Origin of the sequence: Halobellus clavatus (assembly GCF_900107195.1) — an archaeon.
Lineage (GTDB): Archaea > Halobacteriota > Halobacteria > Halobacteriales > Haloferacaceae > Haloquadratum > Haloquadratum clavatum.
The window spans coordinates 39,586-56,571 of record NZ_FNPB01000001.1 but is presented as its reverse complement, the minus strand read 5'-3'; the positions used below and the strand labels follow the sequence as shown (position 1 = coordinate 56,571).

Annotated in this window: 14 protein-coding genes; 12 read left to right on the top strand and 2 right to left on the bottom strand. The window is 67.7% G+C overall.

Annotated elements, in window-relative coordinates:
- Positions 1-48: 48 nt before the first annotated feature.
- Positions 49-873 (top strand): DUF7839 domain-containing protein, encoded by an 825-nt coding sequence (locus BLU74_RS00265; protein WP_089763875.1) that lies wholly within the window; start codon positions 49-51, stop codon positions 871-873.
- 396 nt (positions 874-1,269) lie between these two features.
- Here the strand turns inward: BLU74_RS00265 and BLU74_RS00260 are convergent, their stop codons facing one another.
- Complete coding sequence (locus tag BLU74_RS00260) at positions 1,270-1,869, bottom strand: J domain-containing protein (RefSeq protein ID WP_089763873.1); 600 nt, start codon at positions 1,867-1,869, stop codon at positions 1,270-1,272.
- Positions 1,870-2,047: 178 nt separating this feature from the next.
- Here BLU74_RS00260 and ppsA point away from each other — a divergent pair, with 178 nt between their 5' ends.
- The 11 genes from ppsA (at position 2,048) to BLU74_RS00205 (ending at position 16,713) form a co-directional block, all read left to right on the top strand.
- On the top strand, positions 2,048-4,351 hold the full coding sequence (gene ppsA, locus BLU74_RS00255) for a phosphoenolpyruvate synthase (protein ID WP_089763871.1): 2,304 nt from the start codon (positions 2,048-2,050) through the stop codon (positions 4,349-4,351).
- Positions 4,352-4,533: 182 nt separating this feature from the next.
- Positions 4,534-5,730 carry a tyrosine decarboxylase MfnA gene (gene mfnA / locus BLU74_RS00250; RefSeq protein WP_089763869.1) on the top strand — a complete coding sequence of 399 codons (1,197 nt, stop codon included), beginning with the start codon at positions 4,534-4,536 and terminating at the stop codon, positions 5,728-5,730.
- A 238-nt stretch (positions 5,731-5,968) separates the two neighbouring features.
- Positions 5,969-6,490 carry a YqaA family protein gene (locus tag BLU74_RS00245; protein ID WP_175454552.1) on the top strand — a complete coding sequence of 174 codons (522 nt, stop codon included), beginning with the start codon at positions 5,969-5,971 and terminating at the stop codon, positions 6,488-6,490.
- Between the two features lie 75 nt (positions 6,491-6,565).
- A complete protein-coding gene (gene metG, locus BLU74_RS00240; protein ID WP_089763866.1) occupies positions 6,566-8,641 on the top strand; it encodes a methionine--tRNA ligase in 2,076 nt (691 codons plus the stop codon).
- A 117-nt stretch (positions 8,642-8,758) separates the two neighbouring features.
- The gene (gene pyk / locus BLU74_RS00235; protein ID WP_089763865.1) at positions 8,759-10,540 is read left to right on the top strand and encodes a pyruvate kinase; all 1,782 of its coding nucleotides are present in this window, start codon (positions 8,759-8,761) and stop codon (positions 10,538-10,540) included.
- Between the two features lie 31 nt (positions 10,541-10,571).
- Entirely contained in the window at positions 10,572-10,856 is a 285-nt protein-coding gene (locus BLU74_RS00230; protein WP_089763863.1) for a DUF7312 domain-containing protein, read from the top strand.
- 98 nt (positions 10,857-10,954) lie between these two features.
- Positions 10,955-12,721, top strand: a complete 1,767-nt coding sequence (locus BLU74_RS00225; RefSeq protein ID WP_089763861.1) for a DUF7282 domain-containing protein — start codon at positions 10,955-10,957, stop codon at positions 12,719-12,721.
- 8 nt (positions 12,722-12,729) lie between these two features.
- Positions 12,730-13,896 (top strand): restriction endonuclease, encoded by a 1,167-nt coding sequence (locus BLU74_RS00220; protein WP_089765184.1) that lies wholly within the window; start codon positions 12,730-12,732, stop codon positions 13,894-13,896.
- Between the two features lie 53 nt (positions 13,897-13,949).
- Positions 13,950-14,636: an NfeD family protein gene (locus BLU74_RS00215; protein ID WP_089763859.1), complete on the top strand. Its 687-nt coding sequence runs from the start codon at positions 13,950-13,952 to the stop codon at positions 14,634-14,636.
- A gap of 68 nt (positions 14,637-14,704) precedes the next feature.
- Complete coding sequence (locus tag BLU74_RS00210) at positions 14,705-15,973, top strand: SPFH domain-containing protein (RefSeq protein WP_089763857.1); 1,269 nt, start codon at positions 14,705-14,707, stop codon at positions 15,971-15,973.
- A gap of 116 nt (positions 15,974-16,089) precedes the next feature.
- Positions 16,090-16,713, top strand: a complete 624-nt coding sequence (locus BLU74_RS00205; protein WP_089763855.1) for a winged helix-turn-helix transcriptional regulator — start codon at positions 16,090-16,092, stop codon at positions 16,711-16,713.
- Between the two features lie 24 nt (positions 16,714-16,737).
- Here the strand turns inward: BLU74_RS00205 and BLU74_RS00200 are convergent, their stop codons facing one another.
- Entirely contained in the window at positions 16,738-16,983 is a 246-nt protein-coding gene (locus tag BLU74_RS00200) for a DUF7123 family protein (protein WP_089763853.1), read from the bottom strand.
- Positions 16,984-16,986 lie beyond the last annotated feature (3 nt).

Genomic DNA, 16,986 nt, shown 5'->3' with positions numbered 1-16,986 from the left:
CCCGCACCGCCCGCGGGGATTTTTCTCCGCGGCGATCGATACGTCGGTATGAGCGGTGCTTTGGAAGACAAGCGGACCGCGACCCGGTTTCGCATCCTCGTCGAGATCGCGGACCGTCAGCCGGCGGTGAGCCAGGGCGAAATCGCCGAGGCGGTCGGGGTGACGAGTCAGGCAGTCAGCGAGTACATCCGCGAACTCGTCGACGACGGGTACGTCGACAAGGAAGCCCGCTCGCGGTACCGCGTGACCAAAGAGGGCGTCGACTGGCTCTTTCAGCAAGCGCGCGGACTCCGCCGCTTCGCCGAGCACGTCACCGACGACGTCCTCGAGAGCGTGCAGGAGGACGCCGCGATCGCGACGGCGGCCATCCAGGCGGGCGAGACGGTGACGCTGTCGCTCCGCGACGGCCTGCTTCACGCCTCCCCCGGCGATTCGGGCCCCGCGACCGGTGTGGCCACGACGGCCGCGGACGCAGGAGAAGACGTGAGCGTCACCGGTTTCGAGGGCGTTATGGAGATCGATCCCGGGTCCGTCACTGTGATCCAGGTGCCTGCGGCTCGCTCAGGTGGAAGCGATGCAGTGGTGACTGCCGAACTGGCCGACCGCTGTGCCGACGCTGCGGTCGTCGTCGCGGCGGGCGTTGAGGCCGTGGTCGCGCTCCGTGATGCCGACGTCGACGTCGAGACCGCCTTCGCCGCCGGCGACGTCGCTGCCGACGCAGCCGCCCGCGGGGTCGACAGCGTCGTCGTCGCGACCCCTGATTCGGTCGGTCGCGTGACCGACGCGCTCCGCGACGGCGACGTCCTCTACGAGGTGGCCGATGCCCCGCTCTCGGATCGCGGTGGCGAGGAGTCGACTCGATCGGCCCAGTGAGATGCTGCGCTCGGGCTCCCCCGATGCCGGTTGAAACGGACTCGTAGCCCGCTGCCGCGGTGGCTCGTCGCTGTCGACGCGGTTCGGTGTCGCCTGTGCGTGGACAGCCTCGGTGCGGCCCGTGCGTGTGGACAGTCTCGGTGTGGACGCTGCACGGAGAGTGCTGGTCGGACGCCGCACGGAGAGTGTTTATTCGACGCATCGGATCGAGCACCGAGAGTATCGCACTGACTGGCGCTCAGCTCGTCCGGTCGTGGCTGACAGGCGGTGCTCGGCCGACGCTCGCCCCTCAGTGTCGGCTCCAACGGCGCGGCGCACCGCACTCCCGCTGCACGCGCCGTGGTTTCAGTCAGGTCACGCGGGGTCTGGCCGCGCGCCCGTGTAAGAACCCTCGCCTCATCCGGCGGCGTGTTCGCGAGCGGTCGCGTACGCCTCTTGCAGCCGCTTGAACTCCGCTTGCGAGCCGCCGTGATCGGGGTGAACCGACAGGACCCGGTCCCGGTAGGCGTCTCTGACCTCCTCGGTCGTCGCCGGCCGTGAGAGCCCCAGATACGCGAACGCTTCGTCGACCGGGTTCTCGCCCGCGGTGGACGCAGTCTCTCGCGTCGGGACCTCGAACGGCAACCGTCGGCCGAGCGCGTGGACCGGCATCTCGTGCTCGCACAGCACGGTGTAGGTACCGTTCCGCTCTAACCGGAAGTACGCCTGCGCGTCGAACGTGAGCGCGACGTCCCGTTCGGGGAGGTAGAACTCGACGGTCTCACCGTGTCGCTCGTAGTCCTCGGTGAAGGGTTCGCCGACGGTGCGGAGATACCGACGGATCTCGGTGCGTCGCCGCGTCGGACCGTCGATTCGCTGTCCAGACGCCGTCGGCTTGCCGGGGAACAGACGGCCGCCGATCAGGAAGACGCCGGCCGCGACAGCGGAGGCAGCACCGCCGCCGAGGAGTCCGAAGACGAGCCACGGCGGCAACAGCGAGACCCACTCCGGAAGCACAGGCGAACAGAAGGGTGGGTCACTAAAGAACTTCTCGCCCGCGGCCAGACGGGTCGCCGGCGCGGTCGGTCACCGAGCGTCGGTGGCCGGAAAAGAAAACTCGGATCCGAGTATGTTTAATTCATCGTTGCAATCTTCGGAAAGTACTTTAGGGATATCTGAGGACGTACAGACGTTAATGGCTGTAGCTTGGCTGGACGACGTGCGGTCCACCGACATCGACAACGTCGGCGGGAAGGGGGCTTCGCTGGGCGAGCTCACCGCCGCGGGGCTCCCCGTCCCGTCGGGGTTCGTAGTGACCGCCGGGACATATCGCGAGTTCATCGAGGACGCCGGCATCGACGAGGAACTGTTCGCGGCTGTCGATGTCGACCACGAGGACACCGAGGCACTGCGCGAGGCGCACGAGCGCGCTCACGAACTCATTATGGAGACGCCGGTCCCCGACGACGTCAGAGAGGGTATCCTCTCGGCGTACCGAAATCTCGGAGACGGGGAACGGTTCGTCGCCGTCCGCTCGTCGGCGACGGCGGAGGACCTCCCCGACGCGTCGTTCGCGGGCCAGCAGGAGACCTTCCTGAACGTTCAGGCGGACGCCCTCGTCGAGCGCGTCAAGGAGTGCTGGGCGTCGCTGTTCTCCCAGCGCGCGATCTACTACCGCAACCGCCAGGGCTTCCCCCACGAGAAGGTCGACATCGCGGTCGTCGTCCAGGAGATGGTCGACGCCGAGAAGTCGGGCGTCATGTTCACCTCACACCCCTCGACGGGCGAATCACAGATCATCATCGAGGCCGCGTGGGGTCTCGGAGAAGCGGTCGTCTCCGGGTCGGTCTCGCCGGACAACTACGTCATCGACCGTGAGAGCGGTGCGGTGGAGACGATCACCGTCGCGGACAAGAAGACGATGATGCTCAAAGACGAGGCGACCGGCGAGACGATCGAGCAGCCGGTTCCCGACGACAAGCGGAGCATCCGCGTGCTCTCCGACGAGGAGATCGAGGAACTCGTCGAACTCGGCGAGCGCGTCGAAGACCACTACGAGACGCCACAGGACGTCGAGTGGGCCGTCCACGAGGGCGAGATGTATATGCTGCAGTCGCGCCCGATCACCACCATCGACGAGGAGGACGAGGCATCCGCTGAAGCGGACGCGACGGCGGCCGCGGATGCAGACGGCGGATCGGCCAACGGTGCCGACGACAGTGAGTCTGACGACGTGCTCTTCCGCGGGCTCGGCTCCAGCCCCGGCATCGTCTCCGGTGAGGCCCGGATCGTCACCAAGCTCGATCACCTCGATCAGGTCGGCGACGGCGACATCATCGTGACCGAGATGACGATGCCCGATATGGTGCCCGCGATGAAGCGCGCGGCGGGGATCGTCACCGACGAGGGCGGAATGACCTCCCACGCCGCCATTGTCTCCCGCGAACTCGGGGTTCCGGCCGTCGTCGGCGCGGGATCGGCGACGCGCCAGCTCGAAGACGGCCAGCCGATCACCATCGACGGCGACAAGGGAACCGTTCGCAAGGGGGCCGAACCGCCGGAAGACGAGTTCGAGCCCATCGAGGAGGCGCGCCCGAAGACGCCGGTCAAACCGATGACGGCGACGGAAGTGAAAGTCAACGTCTCGATCCCCGAGGCGGCCGAGCGCGCCGCAGCGACCGGCGCAGACGGCGTCGGACTCCTGCGGACCGAACACATGGTCCTGTCGCTCGGGCAGACGCCGACGAAGTACATCGAGGAGAACGGCGAGCGCGCGTACGTCGACGAACTCGTCGACGGGATTCGGACGGCGGCCGAGGAGTTCTACCCCCGCCCAGTGCGGGTCCGGACGCTCGACGCGCCGACGGACGAGTTCCGGCAACTGGAGGGCGGCGGCGACGAGCCGAAAGAGCACAATCCGATGCTCGGCTATCGCGGCATCCGTCGCTCGCTCGAGAGCCCCGACCTGTTCACGCACGAACTCAAGGCGTTCAAGCGGATCTTCGATATGGGCTACGACAACGTCGAGGTGATGTTCCCGCTCGTCAACGACGCCGAGGACGTCGCTCAGGCCCGGAACCTGATGCAACAGGCCGGCGTTGATCCCACCAAGCGAACGTGGGGCGTGATGGTCGAGACGCCCGCGGCCGCGCTCGAAGTCGAGTCGATGGCCGCCGAGGGAATCGACTTCGTCTCTTTCGGGACGAACGACCTCACGCAGTACACGCTCGCGGTCGACCGCAACAACGAGCGGGTCGCCAACCGCTTCGACGAACTCCACCCCGCGGTCCTGAAGCTCATCGGCGACACCATCGAGACGTGCCGCGAACTGGACGTGAAGACGAGCATCTGTGGGCAGGCCGGCTCGAAGCCGCAGATGGTCCAGTTCCTCGTCGAGAAGGGCGTCTCGTCGGTATCGGCCAACATCGACGCCGTCCGCGACGTCCAACACGAAGTCAAGCGGGTCGAACAGCGGCTCCTGCTGGACTCCGTTCGGTGAGGCGCTCGGCGTAACCCCATCTCGGTGATCGGGCCGCCGGATCTGCGATCTCCGGGACTGCACCGGTCCACGAGGAGCCGTCGCGGACAGCTACCAGCCACTGTTCGTCTCGCTCCTCTCGCTTTGCTTCCTGCTTTTCCCGGAACAGAATACCTAAACGCGACGGGATGGTACACAGTGCTATGCAGCGGGCGGCCCCGCAGGAGTTCGACCGTGTTCTCTCGTCGATGTGTACCGAACCACATCCTGCCGCGAGAGAGGCCGCAGAGCGATTTCTCGCGACGAACCCGGGCGATCCGGCGACCTACACCGAGATCGCCCGACTCGAGGCGCGCGTCGTCACCGAACTCGGGCGATTGGCCGGCCTCGACGTCCCGCCACAGTCCGCCCCGCCGGAGGGTGCGTCCGACCCCGACGACTCCCAGACCGTAGATCGCGGTCCCGACGAGTCCGAGTCGCTGGGCGGACGCGCGGTCGGCGTCGACAGCGAGGGCGTCCGCGATGCGGGTGCCGAACCGCACGGCTACGTGACGAGCGGCGGCACCGAGGCGAACATCCAGGCCGTCCGCTCGGCGCGGGAACGCTGCGCCGTCGCGGAGCCGAACGTCGTCGTCCCCGAGAGTGCGCACTTCTCGTTCACCAAGGCGGCCGACCTCCTCAATGTCGAACTCCGATCGGTCCCGACCGACGCAGATCACCGCGCGGACCTCGACGGCGTCGCGGCCGCCGTCGACGAAGAGACGGTCCTTGTCGTGGGCGTCGCCGGCAGCACCGAGTACGGTCGCGTCGATCCGATCCCGGAACTGGCGGCCATCGCTCACGACGAGGGGGCGTACTGCCACGTCGACGCCGCCTGGGGGGGCTTTCTCCTCCCGTTCACCGACCACGCCTGGAACTTCGCTCACGCGGGCATCGACTCGCTGACGATCGATCCACACAAGTGCGGCCGAGCGGCCATCCCCGCGGGCGGCCTGCTCTTTCGCGACCCCGAGGGCATGGACGCGCTCGCGGTGGACACCCCGTATCTGGAGTCCACGTCGCAGGCGTCGCTCACGGGCACGCGGAGCGGTGCGGGCGTTGCGAGCGCCGCGGCCGCCATCGAGGAGCTGTGGCCCGACGGCTACCGTCGGGAGTACGAGCGGACGGACCGACTGGCAGGCTGGCTCGCCGACGAACTCCGCAGCCGCGACTACGACGTCCCCGCGGTGGAACTCCCGATCGTCGTCGCCGACGTCGCCCCAGGAACCTTCGAGGCGCTTCGCGACCGCGGCTGGCGGCTCTCGCGGACCGGCTCCGGCCTCGCGCGGATCGTCGTTATGCCCCACGTCACAGAGAACGGACTGCGGTCCTTCCTCGCTGACCTCGACGACGTCCGGTAGCCGCGTCTGGCGGACGGAGTGCTGCCGACACCCGCAGGGCCCTCCCGCTCCCGACGGTGGCCCCCGACCGCTGCCGTCCGTTTCGAACCGGGCGCACCCGGCGTCCGTCCACGAATCTCAAGACTTACCTCCCCGTGTGTCTCAGTGCCTCTCACACGTGTCAGTCCCCGCCGTGGTCGCTGTGCTCGAACCGCTCGCAGAGACGGCCGGCCCCGCCGGTCTCGCCGTCGCGAGCGATCTGTGGCCGGACTTCGGCTGGCTCTCCGCTGCGGTCGAGACCGCGACCGGCTGGCCCGGCGTGGGGATCATCGTCGTCTACTCGTTCCTGATCGCGTTCGCGCTGCCCGGCGTCAGCGAGGTCGTGCTCCTCGCGCCGCTCAATCTCGGGTTGGGCGAGGCCGGGCGACTCACAGTCATCATCCTGTCGAGTGCGATCGGGAAGGCAGCCGGCAGCGTCTTCGCGTTTCACATCGGTCAGGAGGTCAAAGAATCCGGGCCGGTCATCCGCTTCCTGCGCAACTCCCGCTTCGACGTGGTCGAGTGGTCCGAGCGTCGGACCGTCGAGATCGCCCAGCGGTGGGGATACGCCGGGCTCGCGGTGGCGCTCTCGGTCCCCTTCTTCCCGGACACGCTGTCGATCTACGCGTTCGCCGTCCTCGAAGAGGACTATCCGAAGTTCGCGGCCGCGACGTTCGCCGGCAGCGTCGGTCGCCTGCTCGTGACGCTCGTCGGCGTCGGCACCGTGCTGTCGATCGTGTGACGCCGGCCGCCGACACACCGGCGTCGGCGACTTCGAACCAGCGGGATTTTGGTGTCGCCGTCTCCATCACCCAGTATGAGCCACGAGGACTTCCCCACCAACGAGCCGGCGGTGGTGACCTGTGGGCTGCCGTACGCCAACGGCGACCTCCACATCGGTCACCTTCGCACCTACGTCGGTGGCGATATCTACAGCCGCGCGCTGAAGCGACTCGGCCAAGAGACCGCCTTCGTCTCGGGATCGGATATGCACGGGACGCCCGTCGCGGTCAACGCCGAACAGGAGGGCGTCACGCCCGAGGAGTTCGCCCTGCGGCACCACGAGGCCTACGAGGAGACGTTCCCGAAGTTCGACGTCGAGTTCGACAATTACGGACACACGCACGACGAGACGAACGTCGAGACGACCCAGGAGATCGTCCGCACGCTGGAGTCGGAAGGCTACGTCTACGAGAAGGAGATCCCCGTCGCTTACGACCCTGACGCCGATCAGTGGCTCCCCGACCGCTTCGTCGAGGGCGCCTGCCCGTACTGCGGCGAACACGCCCGCGGCGACGAGTGCGACGAAGGGTGTGGCCGCCATCTCGAACCCGGCGAGATCGAAGATCCCGTCTCGACCATCACGGGCAACCCCGCGGAGTACCACGAGCGCGAACACAAGTTCTTCGCCGTCTCCGACCTCCAGGAGTACCTCTCGGGATTCCTCGACCGCCTGGAGGGAACCTCGAACGCCCAGAACCAGCCCCGCGAGTGGGTCGAAGGCGAACTCCAGGACTGGTGTATCACCCGCGACATGGACTGGGGGGTCGACCACCCCGACGACGAGGACCTGGTCCTCTACGTCTGGGTCGACGCGCCGATCGAGTACATCTCCTCGACGAAGCAGTACACCGACCGCGTCGGACGCGACGCCTTCGACTGGGAGCAGGTCTGGCGCGAAGACGGTGACATCGTCCACATCATCGGGCGGGACATCATCCAGCACCACACCGTCTTCTGGCCGGCGATGCTCCACGCGGCCGGCTACACCGAGCCCAGAGCCGTGATGGCGTCCGGCTTCATCACGCTCGAGGGCAAGGGGTTCTCGACGTCGCGGAACCGCGCCGTCTGGGCCGACGAGTATCTCGAGGAGGGCTTCCGTCCCGACCTGCTTCGGTACTACCTCGCGACCAACGGCGGCTTCCAGCAGGACGTCGACTTCTCGTGGGCGCGGTTCCGCGAGCGCGTGAACAACGAACTGGTCGGTACTGTCGGCAACTTCGCCTACCGCTCGCTGCTCTTCGCCGCCCGGGAGTTCGGCGGCACGCCCGACGCGGACCTCTCGCCGCAGGTCCGCGAGCGGATCGAGGAGGCCATCGCCGAGTTCGAGGCGGGCGTCAACGACTACTCCGTCCGGGACGTCGGCGAGAGCGCGGTTCGCCTCGCGCAGTTCGGCAACGAGTACATCCAGCGGAACGAGCCCTGGAAACTCGACGACGACGACCCCGAGAAGGCGCAGGTCATCCGCGACTGCGTCCAGATCGCGACGGCGGTCGCCGTCCTCTTCGAGCCCGTGGTTCCCGAGACGGCGGCGCGACTCTGGGCGGACCTCGACGCCGACGGCGACGTCCACGCGGTCGAGGTCGACGCCGCGCTCGACGCGCCCGGCGACGAGTTCGACGAACCCGACGAACTCTTCGAGAAGATCCCCGAAGAGCGCGTCGAGGAACTGAACGAGAAACTGGAGGCGCGCGTCGCCGAGGCCACGGCTGACGACGAGGCCGAGACGGAACACGAAGACGACGAGGCAGCCGAATCCGACGACGCGGCCGCCGACCTCGAACCGATCGCCGACGAGCGGATCGGCTTCGAGGATTTCCAGGACCTCGACATCAGAGTCGGCGAGATTCTCGCGGCCGAGGGCGTCGACGGCGCGGACAAACTCGCGAAACTCACCGTCGACATCGGCGTCGAAGAGCGCCAGATCGTCGCCGGCATCAAGCAACTTCACGACCTCGATTCGCTCCCCGGCACGCGGATCGTCGTCGTCGCCAACCTCGAGAAGGCCGAACTGTTCGGCGTCGAGTCCAACGGGATGCTCCTCGCCGCGGGCGAACAGGCCGACCTGTTGACCACGCACGAGGACGCCGAACCGGGCACGAAGATCAAGTAGTCCACCGGCCGGTCGCACTCGCGAAGGACTGGAGCGATCGCAGCGTGCCGGGCACAATTGTTTACTGTCGATCCGTCACCGGCGGTCTTTTTAACTCACTACCGAGTATACCCTGCTATGCGAAACGCGAAGATCGTCTGTACGCTCGGCCCGGCGTCCGACGAGAAGTCGACGATCCGGGCACTCGCGGACGCGGGGATGAGCGTCGCACGGCTCAACGCGAGCCACGGGACGCCAGCGCACCGCCGGGAGGTCATCCGGCGGATCCGCGCGGCCGACGAGGTCACCGAGCGTCCGGTCGCGGCGATGGTCGACCTCCAGGGGCCAGAGGTCCGGACCGCGCCGTTAGACGAGCCGATCTATCTCGAAACCGGTTCGGACGTTCAGTTCGTTCAGAGCGAGGAGGCGACACCGGAGACCGTGGGTCTCTCGTACTCCATCGCGGCCGCCGAACCCGACGACAGGATTCTCCTTGACGACGGGCGGATCGAAGCGACCGTTCGCCGCGTCGACGGCGACACCGTCGTCGCGCGGATCAACTCCGGCGGCGAACTCGCCGGACGGAAAGGGGTAAATCTCCCCGGCGTCGACCTCGACATCGATCTGATCACCGAGACCGACCGCGAGGAACTCCGCGTCGCCGCCGAGACCGAGGCCGACTTCGTCGCGGCCTCGTTCGTCCGCTCGGCGTCGGATATATACACGATCAACGACGCGCTCGACGACCTCGGGGCGGACATCCCGATCGTCGCGAAGATCGAGCGCGCCGGCGCGGTCGAGAATCTCGAGGAGATCATCGACGCCGCCTACGGCGTGATGGTCGCCCGCGGCGACCTCGGCGTCGAGATGCCGCTGGAAGACGTCCCGATCATTCAAAAGCGGATCATCCGTCGGTGTCACGAGACGGGGACGCCCGTGATCACCGCGACCGAGATGCTGGACTCGATGGTCCGCGCCCGGCGGCCGACGCGCGCGGAAGCCTCCGACGTCGCGAACGCGGTGCTCGACGGCACGGACGCCGTGATGCTGTCCGGTGAGACCGCCATCGGGGACGATCCCGTCCGGGTCGTCGAGACGATGGATCGCATCGTCCGGCAGGTCGAATCCAGCGACGAGTACGCCGAGGGGAGAGAACGACGAATTCCAAACTCCGAGGAGGACTCTCGGACCGAAGCCCTCGCCCGCTCGGCGCGGTACCTCGCGCGCGACGTCGGAGCGAGCGCCATCGTCGCGGCCTCCGAGTCGGGGTACACCGCCCGGAAGACGGCGAAGTTCCGCCCCGCGGTCCCGGTGGTCGCGACCACACCGACCGACCGCGTCCGCCGGCAACTCGCGCTCTCGTGGGGCGTGATCTCCGAATACTCCTCCTATCGCGACGACATCGATCAGATGATGGACGACGCCGTCGACGCCGCGCTCGAAGCCGGCGTCGCGTCCTCCGGCGACACCCTCGTCGTCCTCTCCGGTATGATGACCGAACTGGAGGGGACGAACACGACGAACATGCTGAAACTCCACGTCGCGGCCGAGGCCGTCGCCACCGGGCGCAAGGTCGTCGGCGGTCGGGTTTCCGGCCCGCTGGCCGTCTCTGTGGACGGCGATCTGACCGACGTTCCGGACGGCGCGATCCTCTCGCTGCCGGCGAACTTCGACGGCGAGTTCGACGGTGATGCGGCCAAACTGGGCGGGATCGTCGACGCGCGCCCGGGAATGACGGGCTATCCGGCGCTGGTCGCGCGCGAACTCGGACTCCCGATGATTTCGGGGGCCCCCCTCCCGAACGCGGTGTCGCCCGGGACGACGCTGACGCTCCACGCCGAGCGAGGCATCGTCTACGAGGGCGACGTGATCCGCCACCGGAACCGCAGCGGCGAGGGCGCGGGCCTCCCCGAGCGGTAGGCCTTTCTTCTCGGCGACCGTTCCTCCGATGATGAGCGGCCCCGACATAGACGCCGACCGGGCAGACGACGACAGCGCCCGAACTTCTGTCTCCGATTCACCTGCGGGACCCGACAGCCCAGACGGAACCGATCCGGGCCACGACGAGGCGACCGAGGACGACGTGGCGGGCGGGCAACTCGAAACGGGACTCCCGTTCGAGCGGCCGCCGATCGAACCCGAGGACCCAACCGCGGAGAACGCCCTCTTCGTCGTCTTAGGAGTACTCGGAACGGTTGGGCTGCTCGCGACTGCGATCGTGCCCGGCGCGCTCTGAGCGCCGCCTCCGTCGCCCGTTTGGTTATCACATCTGATGCTTCGACCGTAGTGCTTTATGCCGCGTACTGGGTAGCGTAGGGAAACGGCTGTCCCCAGATGTCCCACGCCACCGTCACTCTCGCTGTCGTCGCCGCCCTCCTGCTCAGTGGCGTCGCTCCCGTCGCGGGACTGACCGCCGCCGGGACGGCGGGGTCGACGGCTGGCGCGCTCGACTCGCCCGTCAGCGCACAGACGGAGGAGGCGTCGGGATCGTTCACGGAAGGCAATCTGACTGTCACCCGCGGCAACGAGGTGACGATCGCGGTCTCTCACTCGGGGAGCGGGACACTCACGATCGGCGGTTCGGAGTACGGATTCAACGTGACTGTCGACCTGGGTGGCAGCGGGACCACCGAGGTCGTCCTCGACACGCGCGCGACGACCGCGTCGGACCCCGCGGAGTTCATCGACGGCGGGTCGGCGACGATGCACTCTCCACCGCTCGACGAGGCACTCGAACCTGAGCGGTACCTCCTCCGCCTCGAGGTCGACGGCGTCGAACAGGACCTCAGCACGCTCACTGTCGAACCCCGTGGCGAGACCACAGCGGCGTCCTTCCGCGCGCCGGAGTCGTTCGCCCCCGCGGAGTACACCGGCGGCGGCGAGGACGGCGACGCCGACGTCGGGCCGCTCGAGGCGGCGATGAGCGAGGGCTCGACCGTCGCCCGGGGTGATTACGCCGTCATCCGGTTCGAGGAGAGCGGCCTCGAAACCGCGTTGAACGAGAGCGATCTCACCGGCAGTGCCGCCGCCAACGGACTCAAACTCAACTTCACCCAGACCGACCCCGGTCCCAACCACGCGGCACGCGAGTACGTGGCGACCGACGGTGGGAACGTGTCGGTTCTCCCGTCGTTCTCGAACGACCGTCTCTACGTCCTCTGGAACACGAGTGCAGTCCCGATCGAGACGCAGTCGGGACGCAATCAGTACCAGGCGACGTTCGCACTCACCGACGAGAGCGGCTTGGTCGAATCCGAGACCACGCTCGCGACGACGACGTTCACGCTCGAAGAGCCGTCGATGTCACTGTCGCCCGTCGAAGACGCGACGCACTATCCGTGGGATAACGCGACGTTCCCGGTCACCGGGAAGACGAACCGCGCGCCCGGCACCGAACTGGAGGTCCGCCTCCGCTCGCCCGACCCGAACGCGTTCCTCCAACTGCAGGATGCCACCGTCGACCAGAGCGGCACCTTCGAGGCCGCCTTCGATCTCGGCTCGGTCTCGCGCGGGACGAACGCGACGCTGTGGGTGCAAGAGTACTTCCTGCAGACGAAACAGAAGGTGCACCTGGTCGCACCCGACCCGTCGGTTCGGATCGACAACCAGACTGCCAACGGGACGGCAATCGAGGTCGGTGCCGCCGAGATCCCCAACGGTGGATTCGTCCGGCTGGAAGACGCCGCGGGCGAACCAGTGGGTCGCAGCGACTACCTCGAACCGGGGCGACACGCGAACGCCACCGCAGAGCTAAGCACGCCGCTGTTCGAGGCGCAGCGCCTCCGTGCCGAACTGGTACCGGCCGACGAAGACGAGTCGTACCGGGCGAACGTCGAGCCCTACACCACCGACGGCTACGTCGTCAACGACACCGCAGTCGTCGACTTCCCGCCAGCCCCCACCGAGACGCCAGCGCCGACGCAGACAGCAACGCAGACGGCGACGCCGACGCCCACCGCGACGCCGTACCCCGTAGTGACGCGGACGCCGCTGCCGCCGTCGGGGGCGACGCAGTCCAGCGTCCCGCTGTCGCCCGCGGTGGCGATTGCGGCAGTGCTCGCGCTGGGTGCGTTCTTAGCCCGCCGGGGTGATGCGTCGTGATCCCCGAGATGGAACCCGACGACTTCGTCTCGTTCCTGAGTGACCTCTGGCGCGAGCGAGGCTGGGAGGTTTCGGCCAACGAACGCGCCGACGAGACGCACTTCGTGATCGGCAAACGCGGCGACGGCAAGCGCGGCGTCATCTACGTGTTCCCTACGACGACCGCGACCGTCACCGAGCGACACATCAAGCAGTTCGTGGGGTTCTGTCGGAAGCGCGGGATCGACGTGGCGGTCGTCGCCACCCAGGGGGCGTTCGCCAAGGAGGCCCAGCGGCTCGCCACTCAGCGCAGCGTCCACCTCCTCAACCGCGCGAAGCTCGCGAACACCGTCGAACAGGGCGGCTTCGAGGATCTTCTGGCGCAGTACACAGCGACCGACAGTCTCGCGGTTCTCTTCGAGCGCCTCCGCGAGGCCGGCGTCCCGGTGCCCGAGGGGCTGGCGGCGCAACTCCCTGACCCGAGCGCGACGATCGCGTCACTCCGGGCCAAACTCGACCGTGGCGACGGCGGCAGCGAGTCGGGTGATTCCGGCGGCCAGTCCGGCGGCGGGAGCGGTGGGAGCGACGGGGCCGCGGGGAGTGGTGACGGCTCCCGGTTGGACGGCATCAGGTCCCGGGTCGGTGGACTGACCGGCGGGTCCGTCCCGACCGGACTCCTCCCGGTGGTACTCGTCGTCGCCTTCTTACTCGGCGCGACCGTCGGCCCCGCGGTCGGCCTCGGCGGCGGGCTGTTTGCCGGCGGCGGGGGCGACGATGTGGCCGTCTCGGCGATGTCGACCGCGGGGGCTAACGCGACGGTCGAGGCCCGGTGGAACGCCAAGACCGCGGGATCGCTGTCGGTGAATGGGACCGCCTACGACCCGCCAGCGAACCAGACCTTCGTGCTCGTTCGGCTGAACGTCACTAACGGCGCGGGGAGCCCCACGCAGCTCAGCCAGTCGGCGTTCGCCGTCGAAGTCGCGGGACAGCGGTACGGCCACCAGCCGCTCGACGGGGTCACCGGGTTCCCGAGCGCCGGGCTCTTCGAACCGGGTGAGAGCCGCGAGGTGTGGCTCGTCTTCAGCGTCCCCGAGTCGGCGGCGAGCGCGACCCTGGTCTACGACGGCGACCTGAAGATCACGTTCGTCCGCGACACCGGACTGACGCCCGAGGCGACGACGGCCGACAGCGGCTGAACCGGCGTCCGGGCTGTGACAACCCTTAATCCCTCGCCAGACTAATTCCGAGTATGCTCCTACGAGCGCTCTGGGTCGCCCTGCAACTCTCCGTCCCACCCGAGACGCTGCCGCTCCTCCTCGTCGCTGCGGGACTGGGCGTCAGCTTCCTCGAAGCGCTCGCGCCGGGGGCGCACTTCATCGTGCTCGGGGTCTCACTTCTCGCCGCCGGACTCGTCGGCCTCGTGCTGGGCTCGATCGCCTCGCCGGTCATCCTCGCCGGCCTGGTGCTCGTCTTCGGGGCACTGACGCTGTATGGCTACCGCGAATTCGACCTCTACGGCGGGAAGGGAACCGAGCAGACCAGCGACTCGGCGAGCCTCCGGGGCCGCACCGGCCGCGTCACCGAGACCGTCAGCCCGACCGACGGAGAGGTCAAACTCGACGAGGGTGGGTTCAACCCCTACTACGCCGCCCGCTCGGTCGACGGCGAACTCGAAGAGGGGACCGAAGTCGTCGTCGTCGATCCCGGCGGGGGCAACGTCGTGACCGTGGCGTCGCTGTCGACGGAGTACGACGAGATCGACCGTGAACTGGAACGCGGTCGCGCCGCGAGCAACGGCGAAACCGGGGAGGAGAGCACCGGCGATGCCGCCGCCACCGACACATCTTCCGCCGACGCATCCCCCGACGACGACCAGACCGACCCGTCCGAAACGACGGCCGACGACGACCCGGAGTTCGAGACCGAGCGCACCTGACGGATCTCCGGGACCGCACCCGAACGGTGCGGGCCAACGCTTATCAGACGCACACACTAAGTTCAGCTATGGTAGTTGGCCCCGTTGTACTCCAGACAGGCATCGGTCTCCCGGCGATCGGGCTACTCGTGCTTCTCCTCGCGATCGTCACCGTCTACCAGATGGTGGAGATCGTCGACGCCTACGAGAAGGAGGCGCTGACGGTGTTCGGCGAGTACCGGAAGCTGCTCGAACCGGGTATCAACTTCATCCCGCCGTTCGTCGCGCGAACCTACCCGTTCGATATGCGGACCCAGACGCTCGACGTCCCTCGCCAGGAAGCGATCACGCGGGACAACTCCCCCGTCACCGCCGACGCCGTCGTCTACATCAAGGTGATGGACGCGAAGAAGGCCTTCCTCGAAGTCGACGACTACAAGCGCGCCGTCTCGAACCTCGCACAGACCACGCTCCGGGCGGTCATCGGCGATATGGAACTCGACGATACGCTCAACAAGCGGCAGGAAATCAACGGTCGGATCCGGCGCGAACTCGACGAACCCACCGACGAGTGGGGCGTCCGCGTCGAGAGCGTCGAGGTCAGGGAAGTCAACCCCTCCAAGGACGTCCAGCAGGCGATGGAGCAGCAGACGTCCGCGGAGCGTCGCCGGCGTGCGATGATCCTCGAAGCGCAGGGTGAACGGCGCTCTGCGGTCGAGGAAGCCGAGGGCGAGAAGCAGTCCAACATCATCCGCGCCCAGGGTGAGAAGCAGAGCCAGATCCTCGAGGCACAGGGTGACGCCATCTCGACGGTGCTGCGTGCGAAGTCCGCCGAGTCGATGGGCGAGCGCGCGATCATCGAGAAGGGGATGGAGAGCCTCGAAACGATCGGTCAGGGCGAGTCGACGACGTTCGTCCTCCCGCAGGAACTCACGAGCCTCCTCGGCCGCTACGGCCGACAGCTCACCGACTCCGACGTCCAAGAGCAGGCCGGTCTCGACAGCCTCGACTTCGACTCGGAGACCCGCGAACTGCTCGGCCTCGACGACATCGAGGAGATCCTCGGACAGATCGACCAGGCCACCGAGATGGACGTCGAAGAACTCGAACAGGAGGCCGAGGCGATCAAGCAGGGTGCGGACACGGAATTCAAAGACTCCGACGCCGTCATCGAGGAGGCGGGCGTGCCCGGAGAGAACTCGATCAAAGACCCCGACGAGGTAGTCTCTGACCCGGACGTTGCGGCAGCGGAGCCGGATCAGGCCGCTTCGACGGTCCCCGACGCCGCGAGCGATGAGGACACCGAGACCGCCGGGGACGCAGACGAGGAGCCCGCCGTCGAGAAAGAGACCGAATAATTCCGCGTCGTCGGGAGGACCCCCAGCAGTCACCCCCCGTTCAGCGGACACAGAACCGACTCGTAGCCACGAACGAAGCGCTTTTGTCGCTATCACCCGTTCTCTAACCGAACCGAATGCCAGACCGACAGGTCGACGAAGAGAAGCGGGCGACGCTCCGGCGCTTTGCCGCGCTCGGCGCAGCCTCGCCGCTCGCTGGACTCGGAGCCAGTGACACGGCGGCTGCCGACACCGAGACGACGAGCGACGCCCGTGACGCGATCGTCGGGTACGTCTCTTCGACGCCCGGTGCGCACTTCTCGAAGATCCGTGACGATCTGGAACTGGGAACCGGGGAGACCCAGCACCACCTCCAGACGCTCGTCGACGACGACGTGCTGGTCTCGCGTCGCGACGGCGACTACAAGCGGTTCTTTTCGGCCGGCCGATTCTCCGCGTTCGAGCAGGTCGCGCTCGGCTACCTCCGTCGCCGGACGCCGCGCGGGATGCTCGTCGAACTCCTCCGGCAGCCGGGATCCTCCGGCGCCGATCTCGCCGCCCATCTCGACGTCTCCCGGGCGACCGTGAGCGGCTACGCCCGCGAACTCGACGAAGCCGGTGTGCTCTCGCGCGACGGCGGCTACACCGTCCAGCGCCCCGAGACGCTGCTCCTCTTGGTCGTCAGGTTCGCCGACTCGTTCGGCCCGGAAGCGGTCGAACTGGCCGCCGAAGCCGACTCGCTCGTGCGATACGAGTTCTGACTTTTCACCCCGCTGCGCGCCCGATTACGCAGTGACTTTCCACGTCGTCCCCGAGGAGTACCCCCACTTCTCGACGGTGAGGCCGACGTCCGCCTCGAGAATGGCGCGCATATTCGAGCCGACCTCCTTCGCGGAGAGATCCAGGTCCTGGGCGATCAGCCGCGACTTGAAGTAGGTCCGCTCCTCGACGTTCGTCCGCAGGTACTCGAGGATCCGGTCCTGTTTCTCGCTGAGGTCCGCGGCGGGTGCCGAAGCGACTGTGGCGCTCATATC